Raw genomic sequence first — 25,436 nt, 5'->3', positions numbered from 1 at the left:
GGGGCGTGCGGAGGGGCAGGGACGGTCAGCGCGAGGTGTCGAAGACCTCGTCGCGCGTGGTGGCGAGGGCGCTTTCGAGTGCGCCGCGCAGCACGGGACTCCGGCGTACGGCGGAGAGGACGAGCCGCGGCCGGGAAGGGGCGAGGTCGGCGAGTTCGGACTGCACGCGCGCGCGCAGGGGTTCGCCGCCGGTGACGAGGGCGTCTCCGGACAGCACGATCAGTTCGGGGTCGAGGACGGCCACGAGGGAGGCGAGTCCGGTGGCGAGGCGCTCGGCGTACCGGTCGAGCAGTTCCGCGTACCGGGGGTCGTCGCCGTGCGCCTCGACGGCGTGGCCGAGCAGCCGGGCGGCGACCTGTACGTACGGCTGCTCGGGGGTGTCGATCCCCGCGGCGCGGGCGATCCGGGGCACGGACTGGACGCCCGCGAGCTCCTGGAAGCCGCCGGAGTTGGCCTTGGTGACCTGCCGTACGAGCGGGGTGCCGGGCACGGGCAGGAAGCCGACCTCGCCGGCGCCGCCGGTGAAGCCGCGGTGCAGTCGGCCGCCGAGGACGAGGGCGGCGCCCATGCCCTCCTCGTTCCACAGGAGGGCGAAGTCCGCGTGGCCGCGGGCGGCGCCGACGCGCTGTTCCGCGACGGCGACGAGGTTGACGTCGTTCTCGTACTCGAACGGCATCGGGAGGACGGCGGCCAGCTCCTCCAGCAGGGTGGGGGAGTGCCAGCCGGGCAGGTGGGAGGCGTACCGCAGGCGCCCGGTGGCAGGGTCGAAGGCACCGGGGGTGCCGATGACCAGGCGCCGGACGTCCTCGCGGCCGATCCCGGCCGCCTTGACGGCCCCGTCGAGGGCGTCGGTGACCTGGCGGACGACGCCGGAGGCGGCACGGCCGGGGGTGCGGAGTTCGTACTCGCCGACGATCTCGCCCGTGATGTCGGCGACGGCGGCGCGGATGCGGAACTGGTTGACGTCGAGTCCGGCGGCGTACGCGGCCCGCGCGTCGACCGCGTAGAGCTGGGCGTTCGGTCCGGGCCGGCCTTCGGTGGTCCCGGTGGCGACGACGAGCCCGGCCGCTTCGAGGCGGGCGAGGAGCTGGGAGGCGGTCGGCTTGGACAGGCCGGTGAGCTTGCCGATCCGGGTCCGTGAGAGGGGGCCGTGCTCCAGGAGCAGGTCCAGGGCTGCGCGGTCGTTCATGGCACGCAGTACGCGCGGCGTGCCGGGCGTTCCCGGGGTCGTACCGGCCATGAGGTCGCACCTGCCCTTCGGCTTCTGGTCGGGCCATTCTGCTGCCTGTCGGCGGCCCGTCTTCCCCTACCACTGTTAGGAAAGTTTCCTATTCGGTGGGAGGAAAATAAGGCGGCCGTCACGGGGGCGTCAATACCCGGGCACACGAGACGCCCCCGAAGGCAACCAAAGCGTTACCTGCGGGGGCGTCGTGTACGCGCGTGCTGCTGCTCGTCCGCGTGCTCCTACTTGTTGAGATCCGGCCTCGGCAGCGGGGTCGCCGCCGCCGACTGCGGCGAGGTCGCCGAGGCGAAGGCCGAAGGGGCCGACATGCCGGCCGTCGGATCGGCGGCCGACTCCTCGGCCTGGGCCGGAACCCCGCCCACGATCCGGATGCCGGCCTCGTCCAGGCCCCGCTTGATCCGCCAGCGCAGCTCGCGTTCCACGCCAAGCGCCTTCCCCGGCATCGTCTTCGCCGAGACCCGGACGGTCATCGAGTCGAGGAGCACCTCGTTCAGACCGAGCACCTCCACCGGACCCCAGAGGCGCTCGTTCCACGGCTCCTCCTTCGCCATGGACTCCGCCGCCCCGACGATCACGGACTTCACCCGGTCCAGGTCCTCCGTCGGCCGGACGGTCACGTCCACGCCCGCCGTCGCCCAACCCTGGCTGAGGTTCCCTATCCGCTTGATCTCACCGTTGCGCACGTACCAGATCTCGCCGTCCACACCCCGCAGCTTGGTCACCCGCAGGCCGACCTCCACGACCTCGCCGGAGGCCACGCCCGCGTCGACGGAGTCACCCACGCCGTACTGGTCCTCCAGGATCATGAAGACACCCGACAGGAAGTCCGTCACCAGGTTCCGGGCGCCGAAACCGATCGCCACACCGGCCACACCGGCCGAGGCGAGCAGCGGCGCCAGGTCGATCTTGAAGGCGCCCAGGATCATCAGCCCGGCCGTGCCCAGAATCAGGAACGACGCCACCGAACGCAGGACCGAACCGATCGCCTCCGAGCGCTGCCGCCGGCGCTCGGTGTTGACGAGAAGGCCGCCCAGGGCCGTCCCCTCCACCGCCTGCGCCGAGCGGTTCATCCGCTCGATCAGCTTCGTCAGGGCCCGGCGGACGGCCATCCGCAGGAGCAGCGCGACGACCAGGATCAGCAGGATGCGCAGGCCGGTGTTCAGCCAGGTGGACCAGTTCTGCTCCACCCAGCTCGCCGCGTTCGTGGCCTTCTCCGCCGCCTCGTCGAGGGTCACCGGAATGGGCTCGGGTTCGGTGGCAGCCGCTGGGGCGGACCAAAACACGGGGGAACCTCCAGGCATCGCGTACGCAGACCATCCACAGTAACGGGGCGTCGGACGTGGTCCCGTAGCCCTGTTCGAGGGAGAGACGGACCTCACCCGGGCAGAGAGAAGGAGTCATGCCGATGTGGTCGAGAACACGCCGGGCCCGTCACCCCGATCCCGGTACGTGGTGGCGTTCCGACCAGGCATGAGGAGAGACTGAGAGCAGTTCGTCCCGGCGCGAGCCACGCGCCGCCGGCGTCATAGGAGGCATCCGTGCCGCATGTCCTGGTCCTCAACGCGTCGTACGAGCCGCTCGGCGTCGTACCGCTCCGCCGCGCACTCGTCCTCGTCCTGGAGAACAAGGCTCTCTGCCTCGAGGAATCCGGCGCCTTCCTGCACAGCGAGACCCAAGTCGTCCCCGCGCCCAGCGTGGTGCGACTGAAGCGCTTCGTGCGGGTCCCCTACCGGGGGCCCGTTCCCTTGACCCGCAGAGCCCTCTTCGCCCGCGACGGCGGGCGCTGCATGTACTGCGGGGGTGTCGCGACCAGCGTCGACCACGTCATCCCCCGCAGCCGCGGGGGTACGCACGCCTGGGAGAACGTGGTGGCGGCCTGCCGCCGCTGCAACCACGTCAAGGCCGACCGGCACCTGCGCGAGATCGGCTGGCGGCTGCGCCACCAACCGGCCCCGCCGACCGGCCTGGCCTGGCGGATCATCGGGACCGGACACCGGGACCCCCGCTGGCTGCCGTACCTCCAGCCGTACGGAGCCGAGGATGTGATGGCCCGGATCGACTCCGTCGCCGACGCCCCCGTGAGGGCGCTGACGACGGGTTGAGCCGGGCCTTTCGCGTACGCACGCGGTACCGGCGTACGTACGCGGGGGCGGTACGGCACGGGAGCGGCGTGCCCCTCAGGGGGCGGGCCGCTCCTCCGGCGTGCCCTCGGCCTCAGCCGTCGGCTCCGTCGGCTGCGACGACTTCACCGGGTCCTGCGGCGGTACGGCAGGCGACTTCACCGGGTCCTGCGGCAGTACGGCATAGGTCTCCACCGACCAGAGCGAGTAGCCGTACTGTGTCGCCCGCGTCTCGCCCTGCACCCGCAGGAAGCGCGTGTCCGCCGCGTCCATCCGGACCGACTCCCGGCCGCCCCGGCCCTCCGCGACCGTGGCCGCCGTGCGCCAGACGCGCCCGTCGGCCGAGACCTGGACCCGGTAGCGGGAGGCGTACGCGTCCTGCCAGTGCAGCACCACCTGCCCTATCCGGGCCGGCTCCGGCAGCTCCAGCTGCCACCAGGCGCCGTCCTCCACCGGGGAGGACCAGCGGGTGGCCGGATCGCCGTCCACCGCCTGGGAGGCCGGGAAGTCCGGCGTCTCGTCGCCCGAGGAGGAGGCCGTCGCCGTCCGCGCCAGATCGGGGCCCGCCGTACGGGGGAAGGCCCGCACCGTCAGCACCCGCTCCTCGCCCGCGAAGGACACCGGCACCCGGTACGTGCCCGCGTGCGCGTCCGGTGCCACCGACACCTCCAGCGGGACGGTCGACCGGGCGCCGCGCTCGACCACCGCCTGCTTCGGCAGGGTGACCGTGATCCCCTTCGGGGGCTTCGCCGTCAGCGGCCCGCGCACCTCGCCGGCGCGCAGGCCCGACAACTCCACGTCCACCCGCTGGGACCGGCCGCCGATCTCCGCGTCCGTCTCCGTACGGGCCAGGTCGAGTCCCGCGCGCGGCCCGTCCGCGAACCACGGCACGAGCGAACGCACCTCGGGCGCCGGTCCCTCGCCGCTCCACACGACCCGCAGCGCCTCGGCCCGCAGCCCCTTCAGCTCGGCCTGCGTCCAGCCGGACGCCGACAGCGGGCCGAGCGGCCGCCAGCCCTCGCCCGGGACGTACGCCTCCACGCGCGCGTCGCCCGCGTCCCCTGCACCCGGCTCCGTCATCACCGTCAGGGCCTCCACGGGCCGCGCCCGGTCGAGCCGCACGGTGTACGAGTCGGTGGCGCGCTCGGCACGGGCCGCCGGGGTCCGGTCCGCGCCGGTCCAGGCCTTCGCCCGGTCCACCGCGCGCGTGAGGAACGGGTCGAGCACCCCCGCGCCGACCGTCACCCGGCTCCCCGCGATGTCCTTCCGCAGCGCTTCCAGGCTCAACTGCGCCCGCCAGGCCGCCGCGCCGTCACCGGACTCCTGGGCCACGAGCATGTCGACCGCCGTCTCGCCCGCCAGGCCGTACCGGGACAGCTGGTCGAGCCAGGGGTCGGTCTCGTCGTCGAGGGTGCCGCCGGCGCTGCCCGAGAGCCGCCCGGGAGCCTCGCGCATCACGGTGAACGCGGCCCGCAGCTCCCGCGCCGTCTTCTCCCGCTGTGCGTTCGCGCCGGTGTCCGCGCTCGTCCGGGGGTCCCAGAAGGCCGCCAGGAGCGGCTTCAGGTACGCCGATTCGCCCGCCGGGTCGAGGACCGAGGAGGCGCCGTTCCCGGCGAGCGCCCGCAGGGCCTCGCGGGCGGTGGGTTCCGGTCCCGCGAGGTCGTCGACGGCCGCCTGCCAGGACTCCTCCGGCCGGTAGCCGCGCGGGTTCCAGGCGTAGTCGGCGGTGGTGAAGAGCGGGACGCGGGAGGCCGCGGGCTGCTCCATGGCGAGTGCGAGGAAGGCGGCGGAACCGGCGGCCACGGCAGGCTCCCGGCCCGTCGCGGGTCCGAGGAACAGCCGGTCCTGCGCGTAGTCGTTGACCGGGTAGTTGTCCATGGTGACCAGCGGGTGGCGCAGCGCGCTCCGGGCCTGCGCCAGTTCGCCGCCGGTGATCGAGCGCGGCACGACGCCGACGCCGGTCCACGCCACCCGCACGTCCGGGTCGAGCGCCCCGGCGAGCCCGGTGCGGTACGCGGTCGGGCCGTCCTGGTAGTACTCCGTCGGCATCACCGTCAGCGGCTCGGCGTCCGGGTGCCGTTCGGCGAGATGGCGGGCGACCGTGTTCGCCACGCGCGCGTGGGCGGCGGCCGCGGCCTCGGGACCCCGCCCGAAGGTGTCGGCGTCCCGGTCGCAGTGCCACTCGTCGTACGAGGCGTCCTGGAACTGGAGCTGGAAGGAGCGCACCCCGAGCGCCCACATCGCGTCGAGCTTCCGCGTCAGCGCCGCCATGTCGCCGGGCGAGGACAGGCACATGGACTGGGCGGGCGCCACGGCCCAGCCGAGCGTCACATGGTTGGCCCGGGCCCGCTCCGCGAGCGCGCGGAACTCGGCCTGCTGCGCGGCCGGGTAGGGCTCGCGCCACTGCGCTCCCCGGTACGGGTCGTCGCCGGGCGCGTACAGATAGCGGTTCTGCTTGGTCCGGCCCAGGAAGTCGACCTGGGCGAGCCGCTGTCCGGCGGTCCAGGGGGTGCCGTAGAAGCCCTCGGTGATCCCGCGCTCGGCCGTGCCCGGCCAGTCGCGCACGACGACCCCGGGGATCTCCCGGCCCGTGCCGAGGAGTTGGCGCAGCGTCTGCACGGCGTGGAACAGACCGTCCTCGCCCACCCCGTCCAGGACGACCGTGTCCCGGCCCTGGAGGCGGCCCGTGGCGAGCCGGTAGCCGCCGCGCGGCAGATCGAGTCGGTCGGGCACGCGCAGGGCGCTCAGCGCGTCCTCGGCGGCCCCGCCGGAGGGTCCCGCGACCCGGAAGAGCGGTCCCCGGCCCGGGAGTCCGGTGTGGACGGTCCGTACCCCGGCGGCCCGCAGCAGCTCGCGCAGGGCGGCGAGGGCGTACGGATCGGCGTCGGCGTCCGCGAGCAGCGTCACCTCGTCCCCGAGGCGTACGGCGGGCCCGGAGCCGGTCAGCGACTGCGGGCGCGGCCAGACGGCGGGCACGCGCGCGGTGGCGGGGTCCGCGGCCGTGCGGGAGGAAGCGGTGGGGGAGGGGGGCGTGGGGGCGACCGGGGTCGCGGAGTCCGCCGGGCCGGTCGGGTCCGCCGGCGCGGCCGGTGCCGTCGGCGCCAGGGGCGCCGTGGGGGCGAACGGGGCCGTCCTCGGGGTCGCCTGCGCCGAGCCCGGCACCGCGCCGCCGAGGAGGCCGCCGATGACGGCGGCGGCGACGGCCGTCGCGGTGCGCTTCCTGCGCCCGAGGTGCCCTAGGTGCACGGAGGTCTCCCTTTCGGCCGGGGCCGCCGGCCGCTCGCCGGATGGTCACGAGTGGGTCACGAGCCCACCACCCGTCGCACTGAGGTGTCAATGCGCGTGGCCGATGTGTCGGCTTTGCCCGGTGAGCCGTCGGCGAGGTGACGTCACTTCGTCACTTTCCGCCGGTAAAACGAGGTGCGGTGGGTAGGGCTCAGTCGTTACCCAGGTCAAACCTGTCGAGACGAATCGGGAGACCCCCGTGGCCACGACCACCCCGCACCTCGGACGGATACGGATTCCGCAGCAGCCGGCCCGTACCGGCGAGCCGCTGACCAGCGAACCGCCGCTCCCCGACGCCGCGCCCCTCACCAGCGAACCGCCCCTGACCGTGGCGGCCCCCCTCACCAGCGAACCCACCGCCCCAGGAAGTGCGGGCACGGAGTCCCCCGGAGTGTGAAGTGACCCTGGCCCGTCTCGCCGCCCGTCACGGCGTCGCCACCGCCTACAGCCCCTCCGCGGGCGTCACCGTGCCCGTGCCGGACGCGACCGTGGTGGCCGTCCTCGGCGCCCTCGGCGTGGACGCGGCGACGCCGGAAGCGGTCGCCGCCGCTCTCGCCGCGGCCGAACGGAGCGACCGGGAGCGCCTGTTGCCCCCGACCCTGGTCCGGTGGCGCGGTGCGGAGCCCGCCCGCCCGCCGGCGGACCTGCCGCCCGGCACCCGGCTCCGGGTCACCACCGAGGACGGTGCCCTCGTCACCGGCCCGGACTGGGAGCGGCTTCCCCCCGGCGTCCACGCGGTCGAGGCGGAGGCCCCCGACGGGCGCGCCGCCACCGCCACCCTGATCGTGAGCCCCACGCGCGTGCCGGGACCCGGGCGGCGAGCGTACGGGCTGCTCGTCCAGCTCTACTCGCTGCTCTCCACCCGCTCCTGGGGCATGGGCGACCTCGGCGACCTGCGCGAACTCGTCACCTGGGCGGGCCGCACGCACGGCGCCGGATTCGTCCAGGTCAACCCGCTCCACGCGGGCGTGCCCGGGGCGCCCGGCGACCCCTCCCCGTACCGCCCGTCCTCGCGCCGCTTCCCGGACCCGGTCCATCTGCGGATCGAGGCGATCCCCGAGTACGCCCTGGTCGGGCCCGAGCGCCGCGAGGAGCTCGACCTGATCCTGGCCGAGGCCGCCGACCTGCGCGAGCGGGTCCTCGGCAAGGGCGCGGCGATCGACCGGGACGCGGTGTGGGAGGTGAAGAGGCGGGCCCTCGAACTCGTCGTCGGGAGCGTCGAACCCGGCCCCGGGCGGCGCGCCGACTTCCACGACTTCCTCGCCGCCCGCGGCCGGGCCCTGGAGGACCACGCCACCTACCAGGCGCTCGCCGAGCGGCACGGCCACCACTGGCGGACCTGGCCCGAGGAGCTGCGTGCCCCCCGCACGGCGGAGGCCGTCGTCCGTGACGACCCCGCCCTCGCCGCCCGGGTCGACTTCCACTGCCGGCTGGCCTGGCTGACGGACCGGCAGCTCGCCGACGCCGCCGCGGCCGCCCGCGAGGCCGGGATGGAGGTCGGGATCGTCCACGACCTCGCGGTCGGCGTCCACCCGGAGGGCTCCGACGCCTGGGCGCAGCAGGAGGCCTTCGCGGCCGGCATGTCGGTCGGCGCCCCGCCCGACGCCTTCAACTCCCGTGGCCAGGACTGGGGTCTGCCGCCCTGGCGGCCCGACGCCCTGGCCGCCACCGGCTACGCCCCGTACCGCGGTCTCCTCCGCGAACTCCTGCGCCACGCGGGCGCGCTGCGCATCGACCACGTGATGGGCCTGTTCCGGCTCTGGTGGGTGCCGGAGGGCCACGAGCCCACCGAGGGCACGTACGTCCGGTACGACGCCGAGGCGATGCTCGCCGTCCTCGTCCTGGAGGCCCACCGCGCCGGCGCCCTCGTCATCGGCGAGGACCTCGGCACGGTCGAGCCGGGCGTACGGGAGGAGCTGGCCGCGCGCGGGGTGTTCGGCACCTCCGTGCTCTGGTTCGAGCGGGACTGGGCGGGCACCGGCCTCCCGCTGCCGCCGGCCGAGTGGCGCGCCGCGTGCGTGGCCACCGCCACCACCCACGACCTGCCCCCGACCGCGGCCCGGCTCGCCGGTGACCACGTCACCCTGCGGCACCGCCTCGGCCTGCTCCCCGGCGACCTGGAGCGCGAGCGGGCGTCGGACGCGGCCGAGACCGCCGAGTGGCTGGGCCTGTTCCAGCGGCTCGGGCTGCTCCCGGAGGGCCCGGGGGGCGAGGAGGCCGAGATCAGGGCCGTCCACCGGTTCCTGCTCGACACCCCGGCCCGCATGGTGGGGGTCTGGCTGCCGGACGCGGTGGGGGACCGCAGACCGCAGAACCTGCCCGGCACCTGGGACGAGTACCCCAACTGGCGGCTGCCGCTCGCGGACGCGGACGGGCAGCCGATCACCCTGGAGCGCCTCGCCGCCTCCCCCCGGGCGCACGCCCTGCTGCGCGAACTCCACGCGCGTACGGCGGCCCAGGAGGTGAGTACAGCGACCTCGGACGCTCGCGTGGCGGCCCGGGACGCCCGTACGGCACCCCCGGGCGCGCGGTCCGATTAGGTGTTCGCTACGTTTGCACCGTGGACAAGAAGAACGCACTGCGCGCCGGCTCGCTCGCGGCCGGTACGACGCTGATGATGCTGCTCATGTCGTCCCCCGCGCTCGCGCTCACCCGCGACGACGGCGACGACCCGGCCCCCAAGCTGTCGGTCGTCGAGACCCTCGGCCTGTTCGTGGCCGCACCGCTGGCGCTGTTCCTGGTGATCATCGGCCTGGTGATGGTGCTCGACAAGTCCAAGAAGGTCTGACCGCCTTCTCCTCCGCTTCGCCGAGGGCGCCGCACGGTACGACGTACCGTGCGGCGCCCTCGCGTGCGTCGAGGGCGCTCCAGGGCCCGTTCGGGCCCCGCTCAGCGCCTCACGCCGTGGTCGCGAGCAGCTTGCGCAGCAGCCCGGCCAGCTGCTCCGCCTCCTCCTCGGAGAGCGCGCCTTCGAGCGCCGCCCGCTGCTGCGCCAGGCCGGCGGTGACGGACTGGTCCACCAGCTCCCGGCCGTGCTCGGTGAGCGTGACGCGCAGCCCGCGCCGGTCGTGCGGGTCGGGGCTGCGCGTGACGAGCCCCGCCTTCTCCAGCTTGTCCAGTCGGCCGGTCATCCCGCCGGTGGTGATCATCAGCGTGGCCGTCAGCTCGCGCGGTGAGAGCGTGTACGGCTCCCCGGAGCGGCGCAGGGTCGCGAGCACGTCGAACTCCCCGAGCGCCAGGCCGTAGGGCGCGTACGCCTTGTCCACCCGGCCGCGCATGGCGTTGGCGAGCCGGTAGATCCGCCCGAACACGGCCATCGGCACGGTGTCCAGGTCGGGCCGGACGGCCGCCCACTGGTCGGTGATGGCGTCGACGGCATCGTGGGCGGGGCCGGGGTTCTTCGTCTCCATGTGACCAGTCTCCTCTTCCTCGTGACTCGATGGCAAGAAAGCCACTTGCAAGTAAGTAGCTTAGTGGTAAGTTAATTATCGCCAAGCCAGTCCGGGGTCGGTAAGTCCGCGAGTCCCGGCACCCGCATCAAGGGGGAACCCGCCATGTCCCGCAAGGCAGCCGTCGTCGCACTGACCGCCCTCGCCCCGATCTCCTGGGGCTCCACCTACTTCGTCACCACGGAGTTCCTGCCGCCCGACCGGCCGCTCTTCACCGGCCTCATGCGCGCCCTGCCCGCCGGACTCCTGCTCCTGGCGCTCACCCGCAAACTCCCGCAGGGCGCCTGGTGGTGGAAGTCCGCCGTCCTCGGAGCCCTCAACATCGGCGCCTTCTTCCCGCTGCTCTTCCTCGCCGCCTACCGGCTCCCCGGCGGCATCGCCGCCGTCGTCGGCTCCGTCGGCCCGCTCTTCGTCGTCGGCCTCGCCGCCCTCTTCCTCGGCGAGAAGCCCACGGTGAAGACCCTGCTCACCGCCGTCGCCGCCGCCTTCGGCGTCAGCCTCGTGGTCCTGAAGGCCGGGGCGGCGTTCGACACGGTCGGCGTGCTCGCCGGACTCCTCTCCTCCCTCTCGATGTCTGCGGGCATCGTCTTCACCAAGCGCTGGGGCCGCCCCGAGGGCGTCGGCGCCCTCGCGCTCACCGGCTGGCAGCTCACCGCGGGCGGCCTGATCATCCTGCCGATCGCCTTCCTGATCGAGGGCGCCCCGCCGGCCCTGACCGGCACCAACCTGGCCGGCTACGCGTACCTCGCCTTCGGCAACACCGCGATCTCGTACTTCCTCTGGTTCCGCGGCATCGAGCAGCTCAGTGCCTCCTCCGCCACCCTCCTCGGCCCGCTCTCGCCGATCACCGCCGCGATCATCGGCTGGGCGGCGCTCGGTCAGGCGCTCGGCCCGGTGCAGCTGATCGGCATGACGATCGCCTTCGGTGCCACCCTGGCGGGCCAGCTGAGCCCCCGTACGCCGAAGGGCCCCCGTGCGGCGAAGGGAGCCACCGGCAGCGCTCCTGGGAGCGCCGAATCGTTCAGCTCGACTGAAAAGATCGATCGAGAAGTTTCGATGGACCTGGAGGTTTCGGGAGTGCGACGGTAGGCCGCATGAGCCTGATCACCGCCCGTCACCCGACCACAGTCGTCACCCGGAAGCCGGCGCCCGTCCGAGGCGCCGGCTTCGGCGTGCTCCTCGCCCTGCTCGCCACCGTCGTCTGGTCCGGCAGCTTCGTCGCCGCCCGCGCCCTGCACGACACCGTCCCGCCCGTCCAGGCCGCCTTCTGGCGCTGGATCGTGGCGATCCTCGTCGTCACCCCCTTCGCCGCCCGCGCCACCTGGCGGCAGCGGCACCTGATCCGCCGTCACCTCGGCTTCGTCGCCCTCGCCTCACTCCTCGGCATCACCGTCTACAACACCCTCGTCAACCAGGCCGGACTCACCACCTCCGCCGGCAACATGGGCATGATCATGGCCGCCTCGCCGGTGGTCATGGCGCTGTACGAGCGGTTCGGCGGCGCCCGGCTCGGGGCCCGGCGCGTGACGGGCATGGTGATCGCCTGTGCCGGCGTGCTGCTCCTGGTCGGCAAGGGGGCACTCCCGGCCCGGCTCGGCGCCGGCGACCTGTGGATGTTCGCCGCGGCTCTCAGCTTCGCCTCGTACAGCGCCCTGCTCAAGCGCCGTCCGGACGGACTCGGCGGGGTCGTCTTCCTCTACGCGACCTTCCTGCTCGGCGCCCTGATGCTGCTTCCGGTGCACGTGGTCAGCGTCGCTGCCCAGGGCGGCTTCGAGCCCACCGCCGGCACCGTCGGCCCGCTCGTCTACGTCGGCGTCCTCTCCTCGGCCGTCGCCTTCTTCGCCTGGAACAAGGCCATCGGCCTCATCGGCGCCGCCCGCGCCGGGATCGTCTACTACCTCCAGCCGGTCTGCGTCGCCCTCCTGTCGGACGCGCTGCTCGGCGAGCGCCTCGGCGCCCTCGGCGTGGCCTGCATGGCGCTCATCCTCGGCGGAGTGGCCCTGAGTTCGGCCCGGTAGGTTGCGCCCATGACCGACTGGGACATCAAGAAGCTCCAGATCCTCCGCACCCTCCGTGACCGGGGCACCGTCACCGCGACCGCGGAGGCGCTGCTCATGACCCCTTCGGCCGTGTCGCAGCAGCTCACCAATCTCGCCAGACAGCTCGGCGTACCGGTCCTCGAGGCCCAGGGCCGCCGGGTCCGGCTCACCGACGCCGCCCACCTCGTGCTGCGGCACGCGGAGGTGGTCTTCGCGCAGCTGGAGCGCGCCGACGCCGAGCTCGACGGGTATCTGCGGGGCGAGGCCGGCGAGGTGCGGGTGGCGGCGTTCTCGACGTCCGTGCCCGCGCTCGTCGTGCCCGCCGTACGGCAGTTGCGGAGCGCGCACCCCGGGCTCGACGTCCGGATCCGGGAGGCCGAGGCGGGGGAGGCGTACGAGCTGCTCTCGGCCGGCGAGGTCGATCTGGCGCTCTCGCTCGCCGCCCACGCGCCCTCCGTGCGCGACCCCAAGTTCAGCCGTGTCCCGCTGCTCGCCGACCCCCTCGACGTGGCCCTGCCCGCCGGGCACCCGCACGCCGACGCGCCGGGCCTGCGGCTCGCCGACCTCGCGGCCGAGCCCTGGATCTTCGGCGGTTCGGGACCCTGGTCGGAGATCACCACCGCCGCCTGCGAGGCCGCGGGCTTTGTCCCCGAGCAGGCCCACAGCGCCTCCGGCTGGACCGCGATCCTCGCCATGGTCGAGGCCGGGATGGGGATCGCCCTGGTGCCCCGGATGGCCTCCGCGGAGCGCCGGGGCGGCGCCGGGATCGTCATGCGCGTCCTCGCCGCCGACCAGCCCCGCCGCCATGTCGTCGCGGCCGTACGGCGCGGGGCGGAGGAGGGCCCGGCGGTGGCCCGGGTGCTCGCCGCGCTCCGGCAGGCGGCCGCCCAACGCGAAACCGTTCAGCAGAGCTGACCCCGACATCGTTCAGCAGAGCTGACCCCGACGTCGTTCGGCAGAGCTGACCCCGACGTCGTTCGGCAGAGCTGACCCCGACGTCGTTCGGCAGAGCTGACCCCGACGTCGTTCAGCAGAGCTGACCCCGACATCGTTCGGCACGGCTACCCCGACATTGTTCAGCAGAGCTGCCCCGACATTGTTCAGCAGAGCTGAATATGCCCATCGAAAACATTCGATGGACCGACCAGGTCCTCCGGGCGCACAGTCGACGCATGACCTTCGAGACGAGCCAGGACCCGCACGCCAACGACGCCGCCCCCTACTCCGGTGGCGACCCGTACGCCGACTACCGCACCGGTGACTTCCCCTTCACCGAGCTGGTGGACCTCGCCGACCGTCGTCTCGGCGCCGGTGTCGTCGCCGCGAACGACGAGTTCTTCGCCGAGCGGGAGAACCTCCTCGTCCGTGAGCGCGCCGTCTTCGACCCGGAGCACTTCGGTCACAAGGGCAAGATCATGGACGGCTGGGAGACCCGCCGCCGCCGTGGCGCCGACGCCGAGAACGTCTTTCCCGCCCCCGAGGACCACGACTGGGCGATCGTCCGGCTCGGCGCCCCCGGCGTGATCCGCGGGATCATCGTCGACACCGCCCACTTCCGCGGCAACTACCCGCAGCGCGTGAGCATCCAGGCCACCTCGGTCGAGGGGTCGCCGAGCCCCGAGGAGCTGCTCGACGCCAAGTGGGAGGAGCTCGTCCCGCCGACCCCCGTCCGCGGCCACGCCGCCAACGGCTTCACGATCTCCGCCGAGCGCCGCTGGACCCACCTCCGCGTCTGCCAGCACCCCGACGGCGGCATCGCCCGCCTCCGCGTCCACGGCGAGGTCGTGCCCGACCCCGAGTGGCTGGAGCTGCTCGGCACCCTCGACCTGATCTCCGTGCTCAACGGCGGTTCGTACGAGGACGCCTCGGACAAGTTCTACTCGTCGCCGACCCAGATCATCCTGCCCGGCACCTCCCGCAAGATGGACGACGGCTGGGAGAACCGGCGCCGCCGGGTGCGCGGCACCAATGACTGGGTGCGCTTCCGGCTCGCCGCGCAGGGCGCCGTCCGTGCCGTCGAGATCGACACCGCCTACCTCAAGGGCAACTCGGCCGGCTGGATCGCCCTCCAGGGCCGCAACGGCGACACGGGCGAGTGGTTCGAGATCATCCCCCGGACCAAGCTCCAGCCCGACACCCTCCACCGCTTCAAGCTCCCGGCCCAGGCCGTCGTCACCCACGTCCGCCTCGACGCCTTCCCCGACGGTGGCGTCGCCCGGATGCGGCTGCACGGGGCGCTGACGGAGCAGGGCGCGGCGGATCTGCGCGCCCGGTTCACGGCGCTCGGCGGCTGACCCTCGGACTTCCGCCCGGCGGCGCGGCAGCGCGCCGACGCCCGCCCGCCGGGCGGACCTCACGGCCGGTTCTGGATGATCGGTACGCGTCATGATGATCAGTAGGCTGATCCGAATGACACGCCTTCGAAGAACCGCCCTGCGCTGGGGAGTTCGGCTCACCGCCGTCCTGGTGCTGCTCGCCGGCACGGTGACCGTGGCCGCGGCCGACACCGTGGACCCGGCCACCGCGCCGCCGGTGCGCACGATCACGTACAACGTCTGCGGTGCCTGGGACTGCCAGAGTCAACTGGACCTCGCGACCTGGACCGGCAAGCTCCGTGACCAGACGGTCGCGTGGGACACCGACGCGCTCATGCTCCAGGAGCTCTGCTTCGGGCAGTGGGCAGCCCTGCGTGACGCACTGCCCGGCTACACCGGTGTGTGGACCAGTGCCAGGTCCCACGAAGGATGCGCCAAGTGGTCCGCCACCGACACCCGGTTCGGCATGGGCGTCTTCCTCAAGGCACCGTCGGCCGACCGGTACGCGGCCCAGCTGACCGTTCCCGACGGGCAGACCGCGCGTGCCGTGCTCTGCGCCCGGGGACCCGTCGACGGCCGCACCACCCTCGCCTGCACCACGCACCTCGCCCAGTACATCGTCCCGGACTTCGGGACCTCCGAGACGCTCGCGAAGATCGACTCCTGGGCCGCCGGAGTCCCCGTCATCCTCGGCGGCGACTTCAACGCGGGCCCCGGGTACTCCCAGCTCGATCCGATCCGCGCCGGGCTGCCCGGCACCGGCCCGTTCGCCGAGGCCGACGAGAACGACACGGACTTCTTCACCAAGGCGTGCAAGGACAACCACGCCACCGTCTGCCGGTCGGGCGAGAGCACGACCTACGAGGACATGAAGTTCGACCACGTCTTCCTCAGCGCCCGCGACTTCCACACGGTGCGCGCCGACGCGATCGAACCCGAGCCCGAGGGCACGCCCCCGCTCTCCGACCACAAGCTGCTGCGCGCCGCCGCCCACCCCGAGACCCGGGCGGGCTCCGGCACCGGCGGCGACCTCACCGGCGACGGCCGCCCGGACTTCCTGGCCGCCAAGGACGACGGCAACCTGCGCCTGTACTCCGGCACCGGCGGCGGCAGTGTCGGCGTCCAGCGCCAGGTCGGCACCGGCGGCTGGGCCGACGCGGTGATCAGCCACCGCGGCGACTGGACCGGCGACGGTCGCGAGGACGTCGTCGCCCGGATCGGCGACGCCCTCTGGGTCTACCCCAACACCGGGAGCGGCGAGCTCGGCCCCCGTATCGCCATGGGCGGCCGGCCCACCGGCTGGACGAACAGCACCCCGATCAGCGCCGGAGACGTCGACGGCGACGGACTGCCGGACGTCGTGGCCAGGAGCGTCACCGGGCTGTGGCTGCACCGCGGCGGTGCGGCCGTCGACGGCGCGCCCACCTTCGCCCCCCGCGCCGCCGTCCTGATCGGCAAGCCGGAGTGGGCGGGGTACGACGTGCTCGTCCCAGGCGACGTCGACCACGACGGCCGGGCCGACCTCTGGGCGCGCGACCGTGCCACCGGCGCCCTCAAGGAGTACCGCTCGGACGGCGCCCAGGAGCTCGTCGAGATCCGCACCCTCGGCGGCGGACCGCTGACGCCGGCCGACCGGCGCCTGGCCGTGACGTCGGGCGACGTGAACGGTGACGGCACGCCCGACCTGTGGACGACCCGGACCGCGGGCACCGCCGAGAACCTGGAGTTCCTGCCGGGCGTCCCGACCGGGCTCGGCACGCCGGTCACCATCGGTACCGGCGGCTGGCAGTGGATGAAGGCCCTGGGCTGATCCACCGGCACGCCGATACGCCGAAGGGGCCCCGGACCGATGCGGTCCGGGGCCCCTTCTCCGCGTACGTACTACTTCGCGGCGGCCGCGTCCGCCGCCTGGGCCCGGAGCGCGCGCTCGACGCCCGCGCGGCTCTCCGTCACCAGACGCCGCAGCGCCGGGGCCGGGTTGTGCTCGGCGATCCAGGCGTCCGTCGCGTCCAGGGTCTCCTGCGAGACCTGGAGCGTCGGGTAGAGGCCGACCACGATCTGCTGGACGATCTCGTGGCTGCGGGTCTCCGAGATGCCCTTGATCGACGCGAAGTACTTCGCCGTGTACGGGGCGAGCAGCTCGCGCTGGTCGGACTGGACGAAGCCGCCGATGACGGCCTCCTGCACGGCGTTCGCCAGCTTGTCGTCCTCGACGACCGAGGCCCAGGCCTCCGCCTTCGCCGGCTTCGTCGGACGGGCCGCGCGCGCGGTGGCCGCGTGCCGCTCGCCCGCCGCCGTACGGTCGCGCTCCAGCTCGGCGGCGATCTCCGCCTCGTCGAAGCGGCCGGTGGCCGCGAGGCGCTGCACGAACGCCCAGCGCAGCTCGGTGTCGACGGCGAGGCCCTCGATCACCTCGGAGCCGTCGAGCAGCCCCGCGAGCACGTCGAGCTCCGCGTCCGTACGCGCGGTCGCCGCGAAGGCCCGCGCCCACGCCAGCTGGTGGTCGCTGCCGCCGTCGGCGGCGCGCAGCTGCTCCTGGGCGAAGGCGCCCCAGCGCGCGAGGCCGGTGGCCCGCCACTCCGGCGCCGCGTACAGCTCGAGGGCGGCCTTGACCTGGCCCTGGAGCGACTGGACCACGCCGATGTCCGACTCCTTGGCGACCCCGGAGAGCACGAGCTCCAGGTAGTCGCGGGTGGCCAGCTCGCCGTCGCGGGTCATGTCCCAGGCCGAGGACCAGCACAGGGCGCGCGGCAGGGACTCGGCGAAGTCGCCGAGGTGCGCGGTGACGTTCTTCAGGGACACCTCGTCGAGGCGGACCTTGGCGTACGACAGGTCGTCGTCGTTGAGGAGGACGACCGCCGGGCGGGACTTGCCCACGAGCTGCGGTACCGCGGTCAGCGCGGCGGCCTCGATGTCGAGTTCGAGGCGCTCGGTGCGGACCAGCTTGCCGGTCGCGTCGAGGTCGTAGAAGCCGATCGCGATCCGGTGCGGGCGGAGGACGGCCTCGCCCTTGGCGCCGGCGGGCAGCGCGGGGGCCTCCTGCTTGACGGCGAAGGCGGTGATGGCGCCGTTCTCGTCGGTCTCGATCTCCGGGCGGAGGATGTTGATGCCGGCCGTCTCCAGCCATGCCTTCGACCAGGTCTTCAGGTCGCGGCCCGAGGTCTCCTCCAGGGCGCCGAGGAGGTCGGACAGGCGGGTGTTGCCGAAGGCGTGGGCCTGGAAGTAGGCCTGGACGCCCTTGAAGAACTCGTCCTGGCCGACGTAGGCGACGAGCTGCTTCAGGACGCTCGCGCCCTTGGCGTACGTGATCCCGTCGAAGTTGACGAGCACGTCCTCCAGGTCGTTGATCTCGGCCATGATCGGGTGCGTCGACGGCAGCTGGTCCTGGCGGTAGGCCCAGGTCTTCTCCGCGTTGGCGAAGGTCGTCCAGGCGTGGGGCCAGCGGGTGCCCGCCACCGAGGCCTGGCAGGCGACGGAGGTGTAGGTGGCGAACGACTCGTTCAGCCAGAGGTCGTTCCACCACTCCATGGTGACGAGGTCGCCGAACCACATGTGGGCGAGCTCGTGCAGGATCGTCTCGGCGCGCCGCTCGTACGCCGCGTCCGTCACCTTCGAGCGGAAGACGTACTGGTCGCGGATGGTGACCGCGCCCGCGTTCTCCATCGCGCCCGCGTTGAACTCCGGCACGAAGAGCTGGTCGTACTTCGCGAACGGGTAGTCGTACGCGAACTTCTCCTGGAACCAGTCGAAGCCCTGGCGCGTGACGTCGAAGATGTGGTCGGCGTCGAGGAACTCGGCGAGCGACGGACGGCAGTAGATGCCCAGCGGGACGCGCTGCCCGTCCTTCTCGTACGACGAGTGCACCGAGTGGTACGGGCCGACGATCAGCGCCGTGATGTACGTGGAGATACGGGGGGTGGGCTCGAAGACCCACACGTCGTCCTTCGGCGTCTCCGGGGTCGGCGAGTTGGAGATGACCTTCCAGCCCGACGGTGCCTTCACGGTGAACTGGAAGGTCGCCTTGAGGTCCGGCTGCTCGAACGAGGCGAAGACGCGACGCGCGTCCGGCACCTCGAACTGCGTGTACAGATAGGCCTGGTCGTCGACCGGGTCGACGAAGCGGTGCAGACCCTCACCGGTGTTGGTGTATGCGCAGTCGGCGACGACCTTGAGCTCGTTGCGGCCGGCCTGCAGATGGCGCAGCGCGATCCGGGAGTCCCGGAAGACGGCGCCGATCTCCAGCGCGTGGCCGTTGAGCACGACCTCGTGGACGGCGGGCGCGACGAGATCGATGAAGGTCTCGGCGTCGGCCTCGGCGGAATCGAAGCGGACGGTGGTGACGGACCGGTAGGTGCCGCCCTCCTGCGCACCGGTGAGGTCGAGTTCGACCTCGTACGCGTCCACGGTGAGCAGCGCTGCCCGCTGCTGAGCCTCTTCACGGGTCAGGTTTGTGCCAGGCACCCGGTCAACTCCTCGGTTTTGTGATGTTTGGCCCATCCTTCCACGGGGCGTGTCGGCAGCGCACGGGACATTTCCCAGGGCGAACGCGAGAGGGCGGCCACCCGTCTCCGGATGGCCGCCCTCGTACCGTTTCGGGCGTCAGGCGCCCTTGAGCTCGGCCGCGACCAGCTCCGCGATCTGCACGGCGTTCAGCGCCGCGCCCTTGCGCAGGTTGTCGTTGGAGAGGAAGAGCGCCAGACCGTTGTCGACGGTCTCGTCCACACGGATGCGGCCGACGTACGAGGCGTCCTTGCCGGCGGCCTGGAGCGGGGTCGGGATCTCGGAGAGCTCGACGCCCTCGGCGTCCCCCAGCAGCTCGTAGGCGCGCTCGACGCTGATCGGGCGGTCGAAGCGGACGTTCACCTGAAGGGAGTGGCCGGAGAAGACCGGGACGCGCACGCAGGTGCCGGAGACCTTGAGCTCGGGGATCTCCAGGATCTTGCGGGACTCGTTGCGGAGCTTCTGCTCCTCGTCGGTCTCGAAGGAGCCGTCGTCGACGATCGAACCGGCCAGCGGGACCACGTTGAACGCGATCGGACGCTTGTAGACGGCGGGCTCGGGGAACTCGACGGCCCCGCCGTCGAACGCCAGCTGGTCGGCGGTCTCGGCCACGGCACACGCCTGCGTGCGCAGCTCGGCGACACCGGCCACGCCCGAGCCGGAGACGGCCTGGTAGGTGGTGGCGATCAGCGCGGTGAGGCCGGCCTCCTGGTGGAGCGGCTTGAGGACCGGCATCGCGGCCATCGTGGTGCAGTTCGGGTTGGCGATGATGCCCTTGGGGCGGTCCTTGATCGCGTGCGCGTTGACCTCGGAGACGACCAGCGGGACCTCGGGGTCACCGCGCCAGGCGGAGGAGTTGTCGATCACGACGGCGCCCTGGGAGGCGACCTTCTCGGCGAGGGCCCGGGAGGTGGCGCCACCGGCGGAGAACAGGACGATGTCCAGGCCGGTGTAGTCGGCGGTGGAGGCGTCCTCGACCGTGACACCGTCCACGACGGTGCCGGCGGAGCGGGCGGAGGCGAAGAGCCGCAGCTCGTCGAGGGGGAAGCCGCGCTCGGCCAGGATGCTGCGCATGACTGTGCCGACCTGACCGGTGGCTCCGACGATTCCGACCTTCACGGGGACTCCTCCGTACGTTTGTGCAGGTTGCTGCCGGTCCATGATGCGTATGTCCCGGGTGGCCTTGTCCAATCCATTGTCCAAGGGACGGGACAGCTACGGGGACGTCGGAGCGGGGCCCGTCAGTTCTCCTTCGAGCGGGCGTAGTGCCGGGAGGCCTTGGCGCGGTTGCCGCAGATGGCCATCGAGCACCAGCGGCGGGTGCCGTTCCGCGAGGTGTCGAAGAAGTGCAGGATGCACGCCTCGTGGGCGCAGGCCCGGATGCGGTCGGGGGCGGTGCGCAGCAGGTCGAGGTAGTCGCGGGCGGCGGTCCAGCCGGGGCCCCGGGCGGGGTCCGCGAACTCGGGCTGCTCGCCCGGGCCCTCGGCGGTGAGCGTGGCCCGGATGCGGCCGTGGCCGAGGACGGCGTCGACGCGGGCGGTGGCGGCGGGGTCGCCGGGGTGGTCGACGAGCGCGGCGAGCGCGTCCCGGGCGGTGAGGGTGTGGCGCAGGGTGGTGGCGTCGGCGGTGAACCGCCCCGCCAGGCCGTTGGCGGCGAGCCAGACGGCGAGTCCCTCGACCCCGGTGAGCAGGTCCTGGCGGACGCCCTCGTCGTTCCAGCGGGTGTTGAGGAGGTCCAGGGAGACGGGCTCGCCGGTGAGCGGCCGTGGGTCGATGGCGGTCATGGCGGGAAACCCTTCTCGATGGACTAACCCCTCAAGAGTACGTGAGCGGTTGACGCCTCTCAGGCTAACCTCTAAAGTCAAAGTAAGAGGTTAGTCCCCGTACCCTCAAGGAGGACCCCATGGGCGCCCGAGTCCGCGACCTCGCGGAGCGCACCGGCATCCGCCCCGTCGCCGCCGCCTTCCTGGAGGCCCAACCGATGCTGATGATCGGCGCGGCGGACCACGCGGGCCGCGTCTGGGGCAGCCTCCTCACCGGCCCGCCCGGCTTCACCCGCGCCACCGGCCCGCACACCGTCTCCGTCGCCGGCGGCGTCCCCGCGTACGACCCGCTCGCCGGCGTGATCACCCCCGACGGCACGCCCGTCGGCACCCTCGCCCTCGACCCCCGCACCCGCCGCCGCCTGCGCCTCAACGGCACCGCCCGGCCCAGCGTGCGCGGCTTCACGATCGAGGCCGAGCAGGTCTTCGCCAACTGCCCGAAATACCTCCAGAAACGGGAGTGGTACGGCTCCGATCCCGCCCGTTCCGCGACCGGCGCCGTCCGGCACGGCGAGGTGCTCACCCCCGACCAGGTGCGCCGCGTCCGGGCGGCGGACACGTTCTTCGTGGCCAGCGTCGCCCCCGACCGCGTCGACACCAGTCATCGCGGGGGCAACCCCGGGTTCGTCCGGGTCGACGCGCCCCGGGAGCTCAGCTGGCGCGACTATCCGGGCAACGCGATGTTCCTGACCCTGGGGAACCTGGAGGCGGACGGCCGCGCGGGCCTGCTGTTCCTCGACTGGGAGACCGGGACGACCCTGCAGCTCAGCGGCCTCGCCCACACCGAGTACGGTCCTGAGGGACGCGTCACCCGCTTCCGCATCGAGCGCACGGCCGAGACCCCGGCCGCCAGCCCCCTGCGCTGGTCGCCCCCGGAGTACTCCCCGGCCAACCCGACCGCGGCCTGACGGCGACCCGCCTCATCCCCACGCCGCCGCCCCACGCCGCCGCCCCGCGCCGCATCCCCACGCCGTATCCCCACGCCGCCGCCCCGCGTCAGTACGGGGCGGCGCCAGTGCGGCCCCGGAGATGCGCCACCGCGAGGCCACGCGCCTTTCGTCGATGCCGTACGCCACCGCCACCGCCACCGCCCACCGCACATCAACCGACACCCCGAGGACCGCTCCGTGACCACCACCCCGGCCCCCGACGCCACCCTGCCCACCACCGGAACCGCCCCCTTCCCGGTTCCGGCCCCGGCATCCGCGGGAACCGCCGCCGGAACCCCCCGTCGCCCCGGCCCGCCCCCGCGACCCCGTCCACGGATCCTCCTCACCTCCACCGCCGGGACCGTCGCCGCGCTCCTCCTCCTGGTCGCCGTCGGGACCGTGCTCGATCAGCCCCTGCTCATACCGCCGCTCGCCGCGAGCATGGCCCTGGTCGCCGGTGCCCCCGACCTGCCGCTGTCCCAGCCGCGTTCGGTCGTCGGCGGCCAGCTGCTCTCCGCCCTCGCCGGATTCGCCGTCCTCGCCGTGGCCGGCCCCGGGCTCTGGGGCGCCGCCGTCGCGGGCGGCCTCGCCCTGGGCGTGATGATGCTGGCCCGTACCCCGCACTCGCCCGCCGCGGCCACCGCCGTGATCGTCGCCGTCACGGCCCCGCCGTTCTGGTTGTTTCTCGGCCTTCTCGCCCTCGCCTGCCTCCTCCTCGTCGTCGTCGGTCTCGGGGCCGCCCGCGCCACCGGCCGGACGTACCCCACGTACTGGTTCTAACCTCGGCTCATGAAGAAGGAGTTGAGGGTGGCGGCCTACGCCGTGTGCGTACGGGACGGGCAGATACTCCTGGCCCGCTGGGTGGCGAGCGACGGCACCAAGCGGTGGACGCTGCCGGGTGGCGGCATGGACCACGGCGAGGAGCCCGTGGAGACCGTCGTCCGTGAGGTGGAGGAGGAGACGGGCTATCTCACCGAGCCCACCGCCCTCCTCGGGATCGACTCGATCCGCCGCGGCTGGCTGCGCCGCCTCGCCGGCCCCGGCGACTTCCAGGGCCTCCGGATCCTCTACGAGGCCCGGGTCACCGGCGGTGCGCTGCGCAACGAGACCGGCGGTTCCACGGACCTCGCCGCCTGGCATCCACTCGACACCGTCCCCGAACTGCCCCGCGTCGGACTCGTCGACATCGGCCTCGACCTGTGGCGCGAGCGGCCCCCGGTCGGCCGCTCCCGGCTCGCCGATCCGTCGATCAGCTGAGGGTCGGCCGAACGGCTGAGGATCGGCCGGAAACCGCTCAACCGGTGCAACCCCGCTCAACCGTCCCGCAGGCCCCGCGGTCCTCCCCGCCGACCGCAGTACACGCTCAGCAGCAGAGTCTCAGGGGAGCCCGCATGTCAGCCGTACGCACGACCCGCACCGTCCTCGCCGCCGTCCTCGTGGCGGGGCTCACCGCCACGGCGCTCGCCACCCCCGCCCTGGCGGCGTCCGCGCCGGCGAAGGGCGACCACGCCGCCGCCCAGGAGGCGCTCCGGGCCGCGGTCGACGCCGGCGTGCCCGGCGTCGTCGCCCAGGCCCGGGACAGCCGGGGCAACTGGACCGGCACCGCCGGCGAGCGCGGGGGCAACGACCGTTTCCGCGTCGGTTCCATCACCAAGACCTTCGTCGCCACCGTCCTCCTCCAGCTCCAGGCCGAAGGCCGCATCGACCTCGACGACCCGGTCGAGAAGTGGCTGCCCGGAGTCGTCCGGGGCAACGGCCACGACGGCCGGAAGATCACCGTCCGCCAGCTGCTCAACCACACCAGCGGCGTCTACAGCGTCACCTCCGACCCCGGCTTCCAGGAGAAGATCTTCGGCCCCGGCTTCCTGGAGCACCGCTACGACCGCTGGACCCCGAAGCAGCTCGTCGACATCGCGATGACCCACGCACCGGACTTCGCCCCCGGCACCGACTGGAACTACTCCAACACCAACTACGTCCTGGCCGGCATGGTGATCGAGAAGGTCACGGGCCGCCCGTACGGCAAGGCGGTCGAGAACCGCATCATCAAGCCGCTCAAGCTCCGCGCCACCAGCGTCCCCGGCACCGACGTGACGATGCCGAAGCCGAGCTCACCGGCCTGGTCCACGCTCGTCCCCGACGCCGGCCCGAACGCGCCCGTCCACGACGTCAGCCGACTGAGCCCCACCATCGCCTACGCGGCCGGCGAGATGATCTCCGACTCCAACGACCTCCAGACCTTCTACCGCGCCCTGCTCAAGGGCCGGCTCCTCCCGAAGGCCGAGCTGAGGGAGATGACCACCACCGTCCAGGTCTCTCCCGAACTCCCCGGAGCCGGGTACGGACTCGGGCTCATGAAGCAGAAGCTGAGCTGCGGCAAGGAGGTCTGGGGTCACGGCGGCGGCATCCACGGCTCCTCCTCGGAGGCCGTCACCACCAAGGACGGACGCCACTCGCTCGCCCTGAACTTCAACGCCGACTGGACGGGCGACACCCTCACCGTCGTGGAGGCCGAGTTCTGCGGCACGGCGCCGAAGAAGTAGCCCCCGCGGCGAGCCGTCACCGCGGCAGGACGACGACATACGCGGGGGGCTGCCGGTCGGGCGCGGCCATCAGGGCCGTACGCACCACGGTGGCCTGCTGGTCCATCGCCTCGCGCAGCTTGCGCGGGGTGAGGTGGACGACCGTGATGCCGAGCCGCTCCAGGTGCTCCCGCTTGCGGGTGTACTCGGACCACAGCGCGTCCTCGTCCTGCCGCGGCGCCCGGGTGTCCAGCTCGACGGCGACCGCCTGGTCGGGCCAGAAGGCGTCCACCCCGCCCAGGTGGGGGCCGCCGGGCAGCCGCAGGTCCACGTTCCACAGCGGGTCCGGCAGGGCGAACTCCCGGACCATCTCGTACAGACGCTCCTCGGAGAGCGAGCGTCCCTCGGCGAGCAGTGCGTCCACCGCGTCCACCACGTGCGGCCGGGTGAGCAGCCGGGCGCGGCTCAACTCGCGTACCACCGCGCCCGGTTCGCAGTGCCCGCCGCGTACCGCCTCGGTGAGCAGCCGGCGTACGGTCTCCGCGTCCGAGAGCCCGGACACCGCGTCGGCGACGGCGCGGGCGACCGGGGCGACGGGTACGCCCGTCAGCTCGACCGGCTCCGGGGAGTCGGAGGCGCGTACGACCCGCACCCAGCCGGTGGAGCGCAGCCGCCGGGTGCGGGGGACCAGGATGTCGATCCGGTCGAGGGCGGTGAGCGGGGGAGCGGAGGAGAAGCGGTGCAGGGTCAGCGCCGCGAGCCCGGTGATCATCGCGTCGGGACCCTGCGGGGGTACGGCCCCGGTCCTGCGGGCGTAGAGGAGAGCCGCCCGGAGCCGGTCCTCGCTGGTGGGCGGCCCGGGCTGGAGCAGGAAGACGCCGGGGAGGAGCTGCTGCCAGCCGCCCGGCCGGCAGCGCGCGGCGACCTCACCGGCGGGAATGCCCTGGGCCCTCAACTGGTCGGCGGACGCGATGCGTTGGGTCCGGCCGGTGCGGGAGGCGAGGGGGAGGGGGCGGGGGGTGATGGGGGTGTTGTGGTTCATGTCGGGGGTCTTCCGCGCCCGAAGGCTCCCCTAACCCCTGTTACACGCTCGTCGACAATTAGGGACAAGCTCGCCCTAAAGGACGCGCGTTCGAGTGCCGATGAGGGGCACGCCCGGACGGATCCCACCCGGCGACGGGGCCAGCGACCGAAACGGCGACGGGCGCGGA

General features: G+C 73.2%; 21 protein-coding genes. 13 read left to right on the top strand and 8 right to left on the bottom strand.

What is annotated here, in order from left to right; all coding sequences use genetic code 11:
- Positions 1-25: 25 nt before the first annotated feature.
- Positions 26-1,240: an ROK family protein gene (locus OG462_RS16545; protein ID WP_406058287.1), complete on the bottom strand. Its 1,215-nt coding sequence runs from the start codon at positions 1,238-1,240 to the stop codon at positions 26-28.
- A 224-nt stretch (positions 1,241-1,464) separates the two neighbouring features.
- Entirely contained in the window at positions 1,465-2,544 is a 1,080-nt protein-coding gene (locus tag OG462_RS16540; RefSeq protein WP_406058285.1) for a mechanosensitive ion channel family protein, read from the bottom strand.
- A 237-nt stretch (positions 2,545-2,781) separates the two neighbouring features.
- Between OG462_RS16540 and OG462_RS16535 the strand changes: the two genes are divergently transcribed.
- Entirely contained in the window at positions 2,782-3,345 is a 564-nt protein-coding gene (locus OG462_RS16535) for an HNH endonuclease (RefSeq protein ID WP_030325842.1), read from the top strand.
- A gap of 75 nt (positions 3,346-3,420) precedes the next feature.
- Here the strand turns inward: OG462_RS16535 and OG462_RS16530 are convergent, their stop codons facing one another.
- Entirely contained in the window at positions 3,421-6,609 is a 3,189-nt protein-coding gene (locus tag OG462_RS16530) for a beta-N-acetylglucosaminidase domain-containing protein (protein WP_406058284.1), read from the bottom strand.
- 238 nt (positions 6,610-6,847) lie between these two features.
- On the opposite strand from OG462_RS16530, the gene OG462_RS16525 reads away from it, so the two are divergent.
- Genes OG462_RS16525 through OG462_RS16515 form a run of 3 tightly spaced genes read left to right on the top strand, consistent with a single transcriptional unit; the run spans position 6,848 to position 9,436 of the window.
- Complete coding sequence (locus OG462_RS16525) at positions 6,848-7,045, top strand: hypothetical protein (RefSeq protein ID WP_406058282.1); 198 nt, start codon at positions 6,848-6,850, stop codon at positions 7,043-7,045.
- Between the two features lies 1 nt (position 7,046).
- Positions 7,047-9,188: a 4-alpha-glucanotransferase gene (gene malQ / locus OG462_RS16520; protein WP_406058281.1), complete on the top strand. Its 2,142-nt coding sequence runs from the start codon at positions 7,047-7,049 to the stop codon at positions 9,186-9,188.
- Between the two features lie 20 nt (positions 9,189-9,208).
- Positions 9,209-9,436 (top strand): hypothetical protein, encoded by a 228-nt coding sequence (locus OG462_RS16515; RefSeq protein WP_406058279.1) that lies wholly within the window; start codon positions 9,209-9,211, stop codon positions 9,434-9,436.
- Between the two features lie 109 nt (positions 9,437-9,545).
- Here OG462_RS16515 and OG462_RS16510 read toward each other — a convergent pair whose 3' ends face one another.
- Positions 9,546-10,058 (bottom strand): MarR family winged helix-turn-helix transcriptional regulator, encoded by a 513-nt coding sequence (locus OG462_RS16510; RefSeq protein WP_406058277.1) that lies wholly within the window; start codon positions 10,056-10,058, stop codon positions 9,546-9,548.
- 144 nt (positions 10,059-10,202) lie between these two features.
- On the opposite strand from OG462_RS16510, the gene OG462_RS16505 reads away from it, so the two are divergent.
- From OG462_RS16505 to OG462_RS16485, 5 genes are all read left to right on the top strand, one after another.
- Positions 10,203-11,186, top strand: a complete 984-nt coding sequence (locus OG462_RS16505) for an EamA family transporter (protein WP_406058275.1) — start codon at positions 10,203-10,205, stop codon at positions 11,184-11,186.
- A 5-nt stretch (positions 11,187-11,191) separates the two neighbouring features.
- On the top strand, positions 11,192-12,115 hold the full coding sequence (locus OG462_RS16500; protein WP_406058273.1) for a DMT family transporter: 924 nt from the start codon (positions 11,192-11,194) through the stop codon (positions 12,113-12,115).
- A 9-nt stretch (positions 12,116-12,124) separates the two neighbouring features.
- Positions 12,125-13,051 (top strand): LysR family transcriptional regulator, encoded by a 927-nt coding sequence (locus OG462_RS16495; protein ID WP_406058272.1) that lies wholly within the window; start codon positions 12,125-12,127, stop codon positions 13,049-13,051.
- Between the two features lie 257 nt (positions 13,052-13,308).
- A complete protein-coding gene (alc, locus tag OG462_RS16490; protein WP_406058270.1) occupies positions 13,309-14,430 on the top strand; it encodes an allantoicase in 1,122 nt (373 codons plus the stop codon).
- Between the two features lie 115 nt (positions 14,431-14,545).
- On the top strand, positions 14,546-16,261 hold the full coding sequence (locus OG462_RS16485) for an FG-GAP-like repeat-containing protein (RefSeq protein ID WP_406058268.1): 1,716 nt from the start codon (positions 14,546-14,548) through the stop codon (positions 16,259-16,261).
- 71 nt (positions 16,262-16,332) lie between these two features.
- Here the strand turns inward: OG462_RS16485 and pepN are convergent, their stop codons facing one another.
- From pepN to OG462_RS16470, 3 genes are all read right to left on the bottom strand, one after another.
- Positions 16,333-18,912, bottom strand: a complete 2,580-nt coding sequence (pepN, locus tag OG462_RS16480; protein WP_406058266.1) for an aminopeptidase N — start codon at positions 18,910-18,912, stop codon at positions 16,333-16,335.
- A gap of 138 nt (positions 18,913-19,050) precedes the next feature.
- Positions 19,051-20,070: an aspartate-semialdehyde dehydrogenase gene (locus OG462_RS16475; protein ID WP_406058264.1), complete on the bottom strand. Its 1,020-nt coding sequence runs from the start codon at positions 20,068-20,070 to the stop codon at positions 19,051-19,053.
- Between the two features lie 122 nt (positions 20,071-20,192).
- Positions 20,193-20,735: a CGNR zinc finger domain-containing protein gene (locus tag OG462_RS16470; RefSeq protein WP_406058263.1), complete on the bottom strand. Its 543-nt coding sequence runs from the start codon at positions 20,733-20,735 to the stop codon at positions 20,193-20,195.
- Between the two features lie 119 nt (positions 20,736-20,854).
- Here OG462_RS16470 and OG462_RS16465 point away from each other — a divergent pair, with 119 nt between their 5' ends.
- From OG462_RS16465 to OG462_RS16450, 4 genes are all read left to right on the top strand, one after another.
- Positions 20,855-21,682 (top strand): pyridoxamine 5'-phosphate oxidase family protein, encoded by an 828-nt coding sequence (locus OG462_RS16465; RefSeq protein WP_406058261.1) that lies wholly within the window; start codon positions 20,855-20,857, stop codon positions 21,680-21,682.
- 219 nt (positions 21,683-21,901) lie between these two features.
- Entirely contained in the window at positions 21,902-22,483 is a 582-nt protein-coding gene (locus OG462_RS16460) for an HPP family protein (RefSeq protein WP_406058259.1), read from the top strand.
- A gap of 9 nt (positions 22,484-22,492) precedes the next feature.
- Positions 22,493-22,960, top strand: coding sequence for an NUDIX hydrolase (locus OG462_RS16455; RefSeq protein ID WP_406058257.1), 468 nt, complete (start codon positions 22,493-22,495; stop codon positions 22,958-22,960).
- A gap of 134 nt (positions 22,961-23,094) precedes the next feature.
- Positions 23,095-24,246: a serine hydrolase domain-containing protein gene (locus OG462_RS16450; protein WP_406058255.1), complete on the top strand. Its 1,152-nt coding sequence runs from the start codon at positions 23,095-23,097 to the stop codon at positions 24,244-24,246.
- A 16-nt stretch (positions 24,247-24,262) separates the two neighbouring features.
- Here the strand turns inward: OG462_RS16450 and OG462_RS16445 are convergent, their stop codons facing one another.
- On the bottom strand, positions 24,263-25,267 hold the full coding sequence (locus OG462_RS16445; protein ID WP_406058253.1) for a hypothetical protein: 1,005 nt from the start codon (positions 25,265-25,267) through the stop codon (positions 24,263-24,265).
- Positions 25,268-25,436 lie beyond the last annotated feature (169 nt).

This window comes from Streptomyces sp. NBC_01077 (assembly GCF_045162855.1).
In the GTDB taxonomy this organism is placed as follows: Bacteria; Actinomycetota; Actinomycetes; order Streptomycetales; family Streptomycetaceae; genus Streptomyces.
The sequence above is the reverse complement of the archived record's forward strand: the minus strand, read 5'-3'. Positions and strand labels throughout refer to the sequence as shown.

What these genes read in the sequence shown, in the direction of transcription:
- OG462_RS16505 (WP_406058275.1), top strand. Translation starts at nt 10,203, where the DNA reads ATGTCCCGCAAGGCAGCCGTCGTCGCACTGACCGCCCTCGCCCCGATC.
- OG462_RS16485 (WP_406058268.1), top strand. Translation starts at nt 14,546, where the DNA reads ATGACACGCCTTCGAAGAACCGCCCTGCGCTGGGGAGTTCGGCTCACC.
- OG462_RS16540 (WP_406058285.1), bottom strand. Translation starts at nt 2,544, where the DNA reads ATGCCTGGAGGTTCCCCCGTGTTTTGGTCCGCCCCAGCGGCTGCCACC.
- OG462_RS16545 (WP_406058287.1), bottom strand. Translation starts at nt 1,240, where the DNA reads ATGGCCGGTACGACCCCGGGAACGCCCGGCACGCCGCGCGTACTGCGT.
- OG462_RS16445 (WP_406058253.1), bottom strand. Translation starts at nt 25,267, where the DNA reads ATGAACCACAACACCCCCATCACCCCCCGCCCCCTCCCCCTCGCCTCC.
- OG462_RS16495 (WP_406058272.1), top strand. Translation starts at nt 12,125, where the DNA reads ATGACCGACTGGGACATCAAGAAGCTCCAGATCCTCCGCACCCTCCGT.
- alc (WP_406058270.1), top strand. Translation starts at nt 13,309, where the DNA reads ATGACCTTCGAGACGAGCCAGGACCCGCACGCCAACGACGCCGCCCCC.
- OG462_RS16470 (WP_406058263.1), bottom strand. Translation starts at nt 20,735, where the DNA reads ATGACCGCCATCGACCCACGGCCGCTCACCGGCGAGCCCGTCTCCCTG.
- OG462_RS16455 (WP_406058257.1), top strand. Translation starts at nt 22,493, where the DNA reads ATGAAGAAGGAGTTGAGGGTGGCGGCCTACGCCGTGTGCGTACGGGAC.
- OG462_RS16465 (WP_406058261.1), top strand. Translation starts at nt 20,855, where the DNA reads ATGGGCGCCCGAGTCCGCGACCTCGCGGAGCGCACCGGCATCCGCCCC.
- OG462_RS16500 (WP_406058273.1), top strand. Translation starts at nt 11,192, where the DNA reads ATGAGCCTGATCACCGCCCGTCACCCGACCACAGTCGTCACCCGGAAG.
- OG462_RS16450 (WP_406058255.1), top strand. Translation starts at nt 23,095, where the DNA reads ATGTCAGCCGTACGCACGACCCGCACCGTCCTCGCCGCCGTCCTCGTG.
- OG462_RS16510 (WP_406058277.1), bottom strand. Translation starts at nt 10,058, where the DNA reads ATGGAGACGAAGAACCCCGGCCCCGCCCACGATGCCGTCGACGCCATC.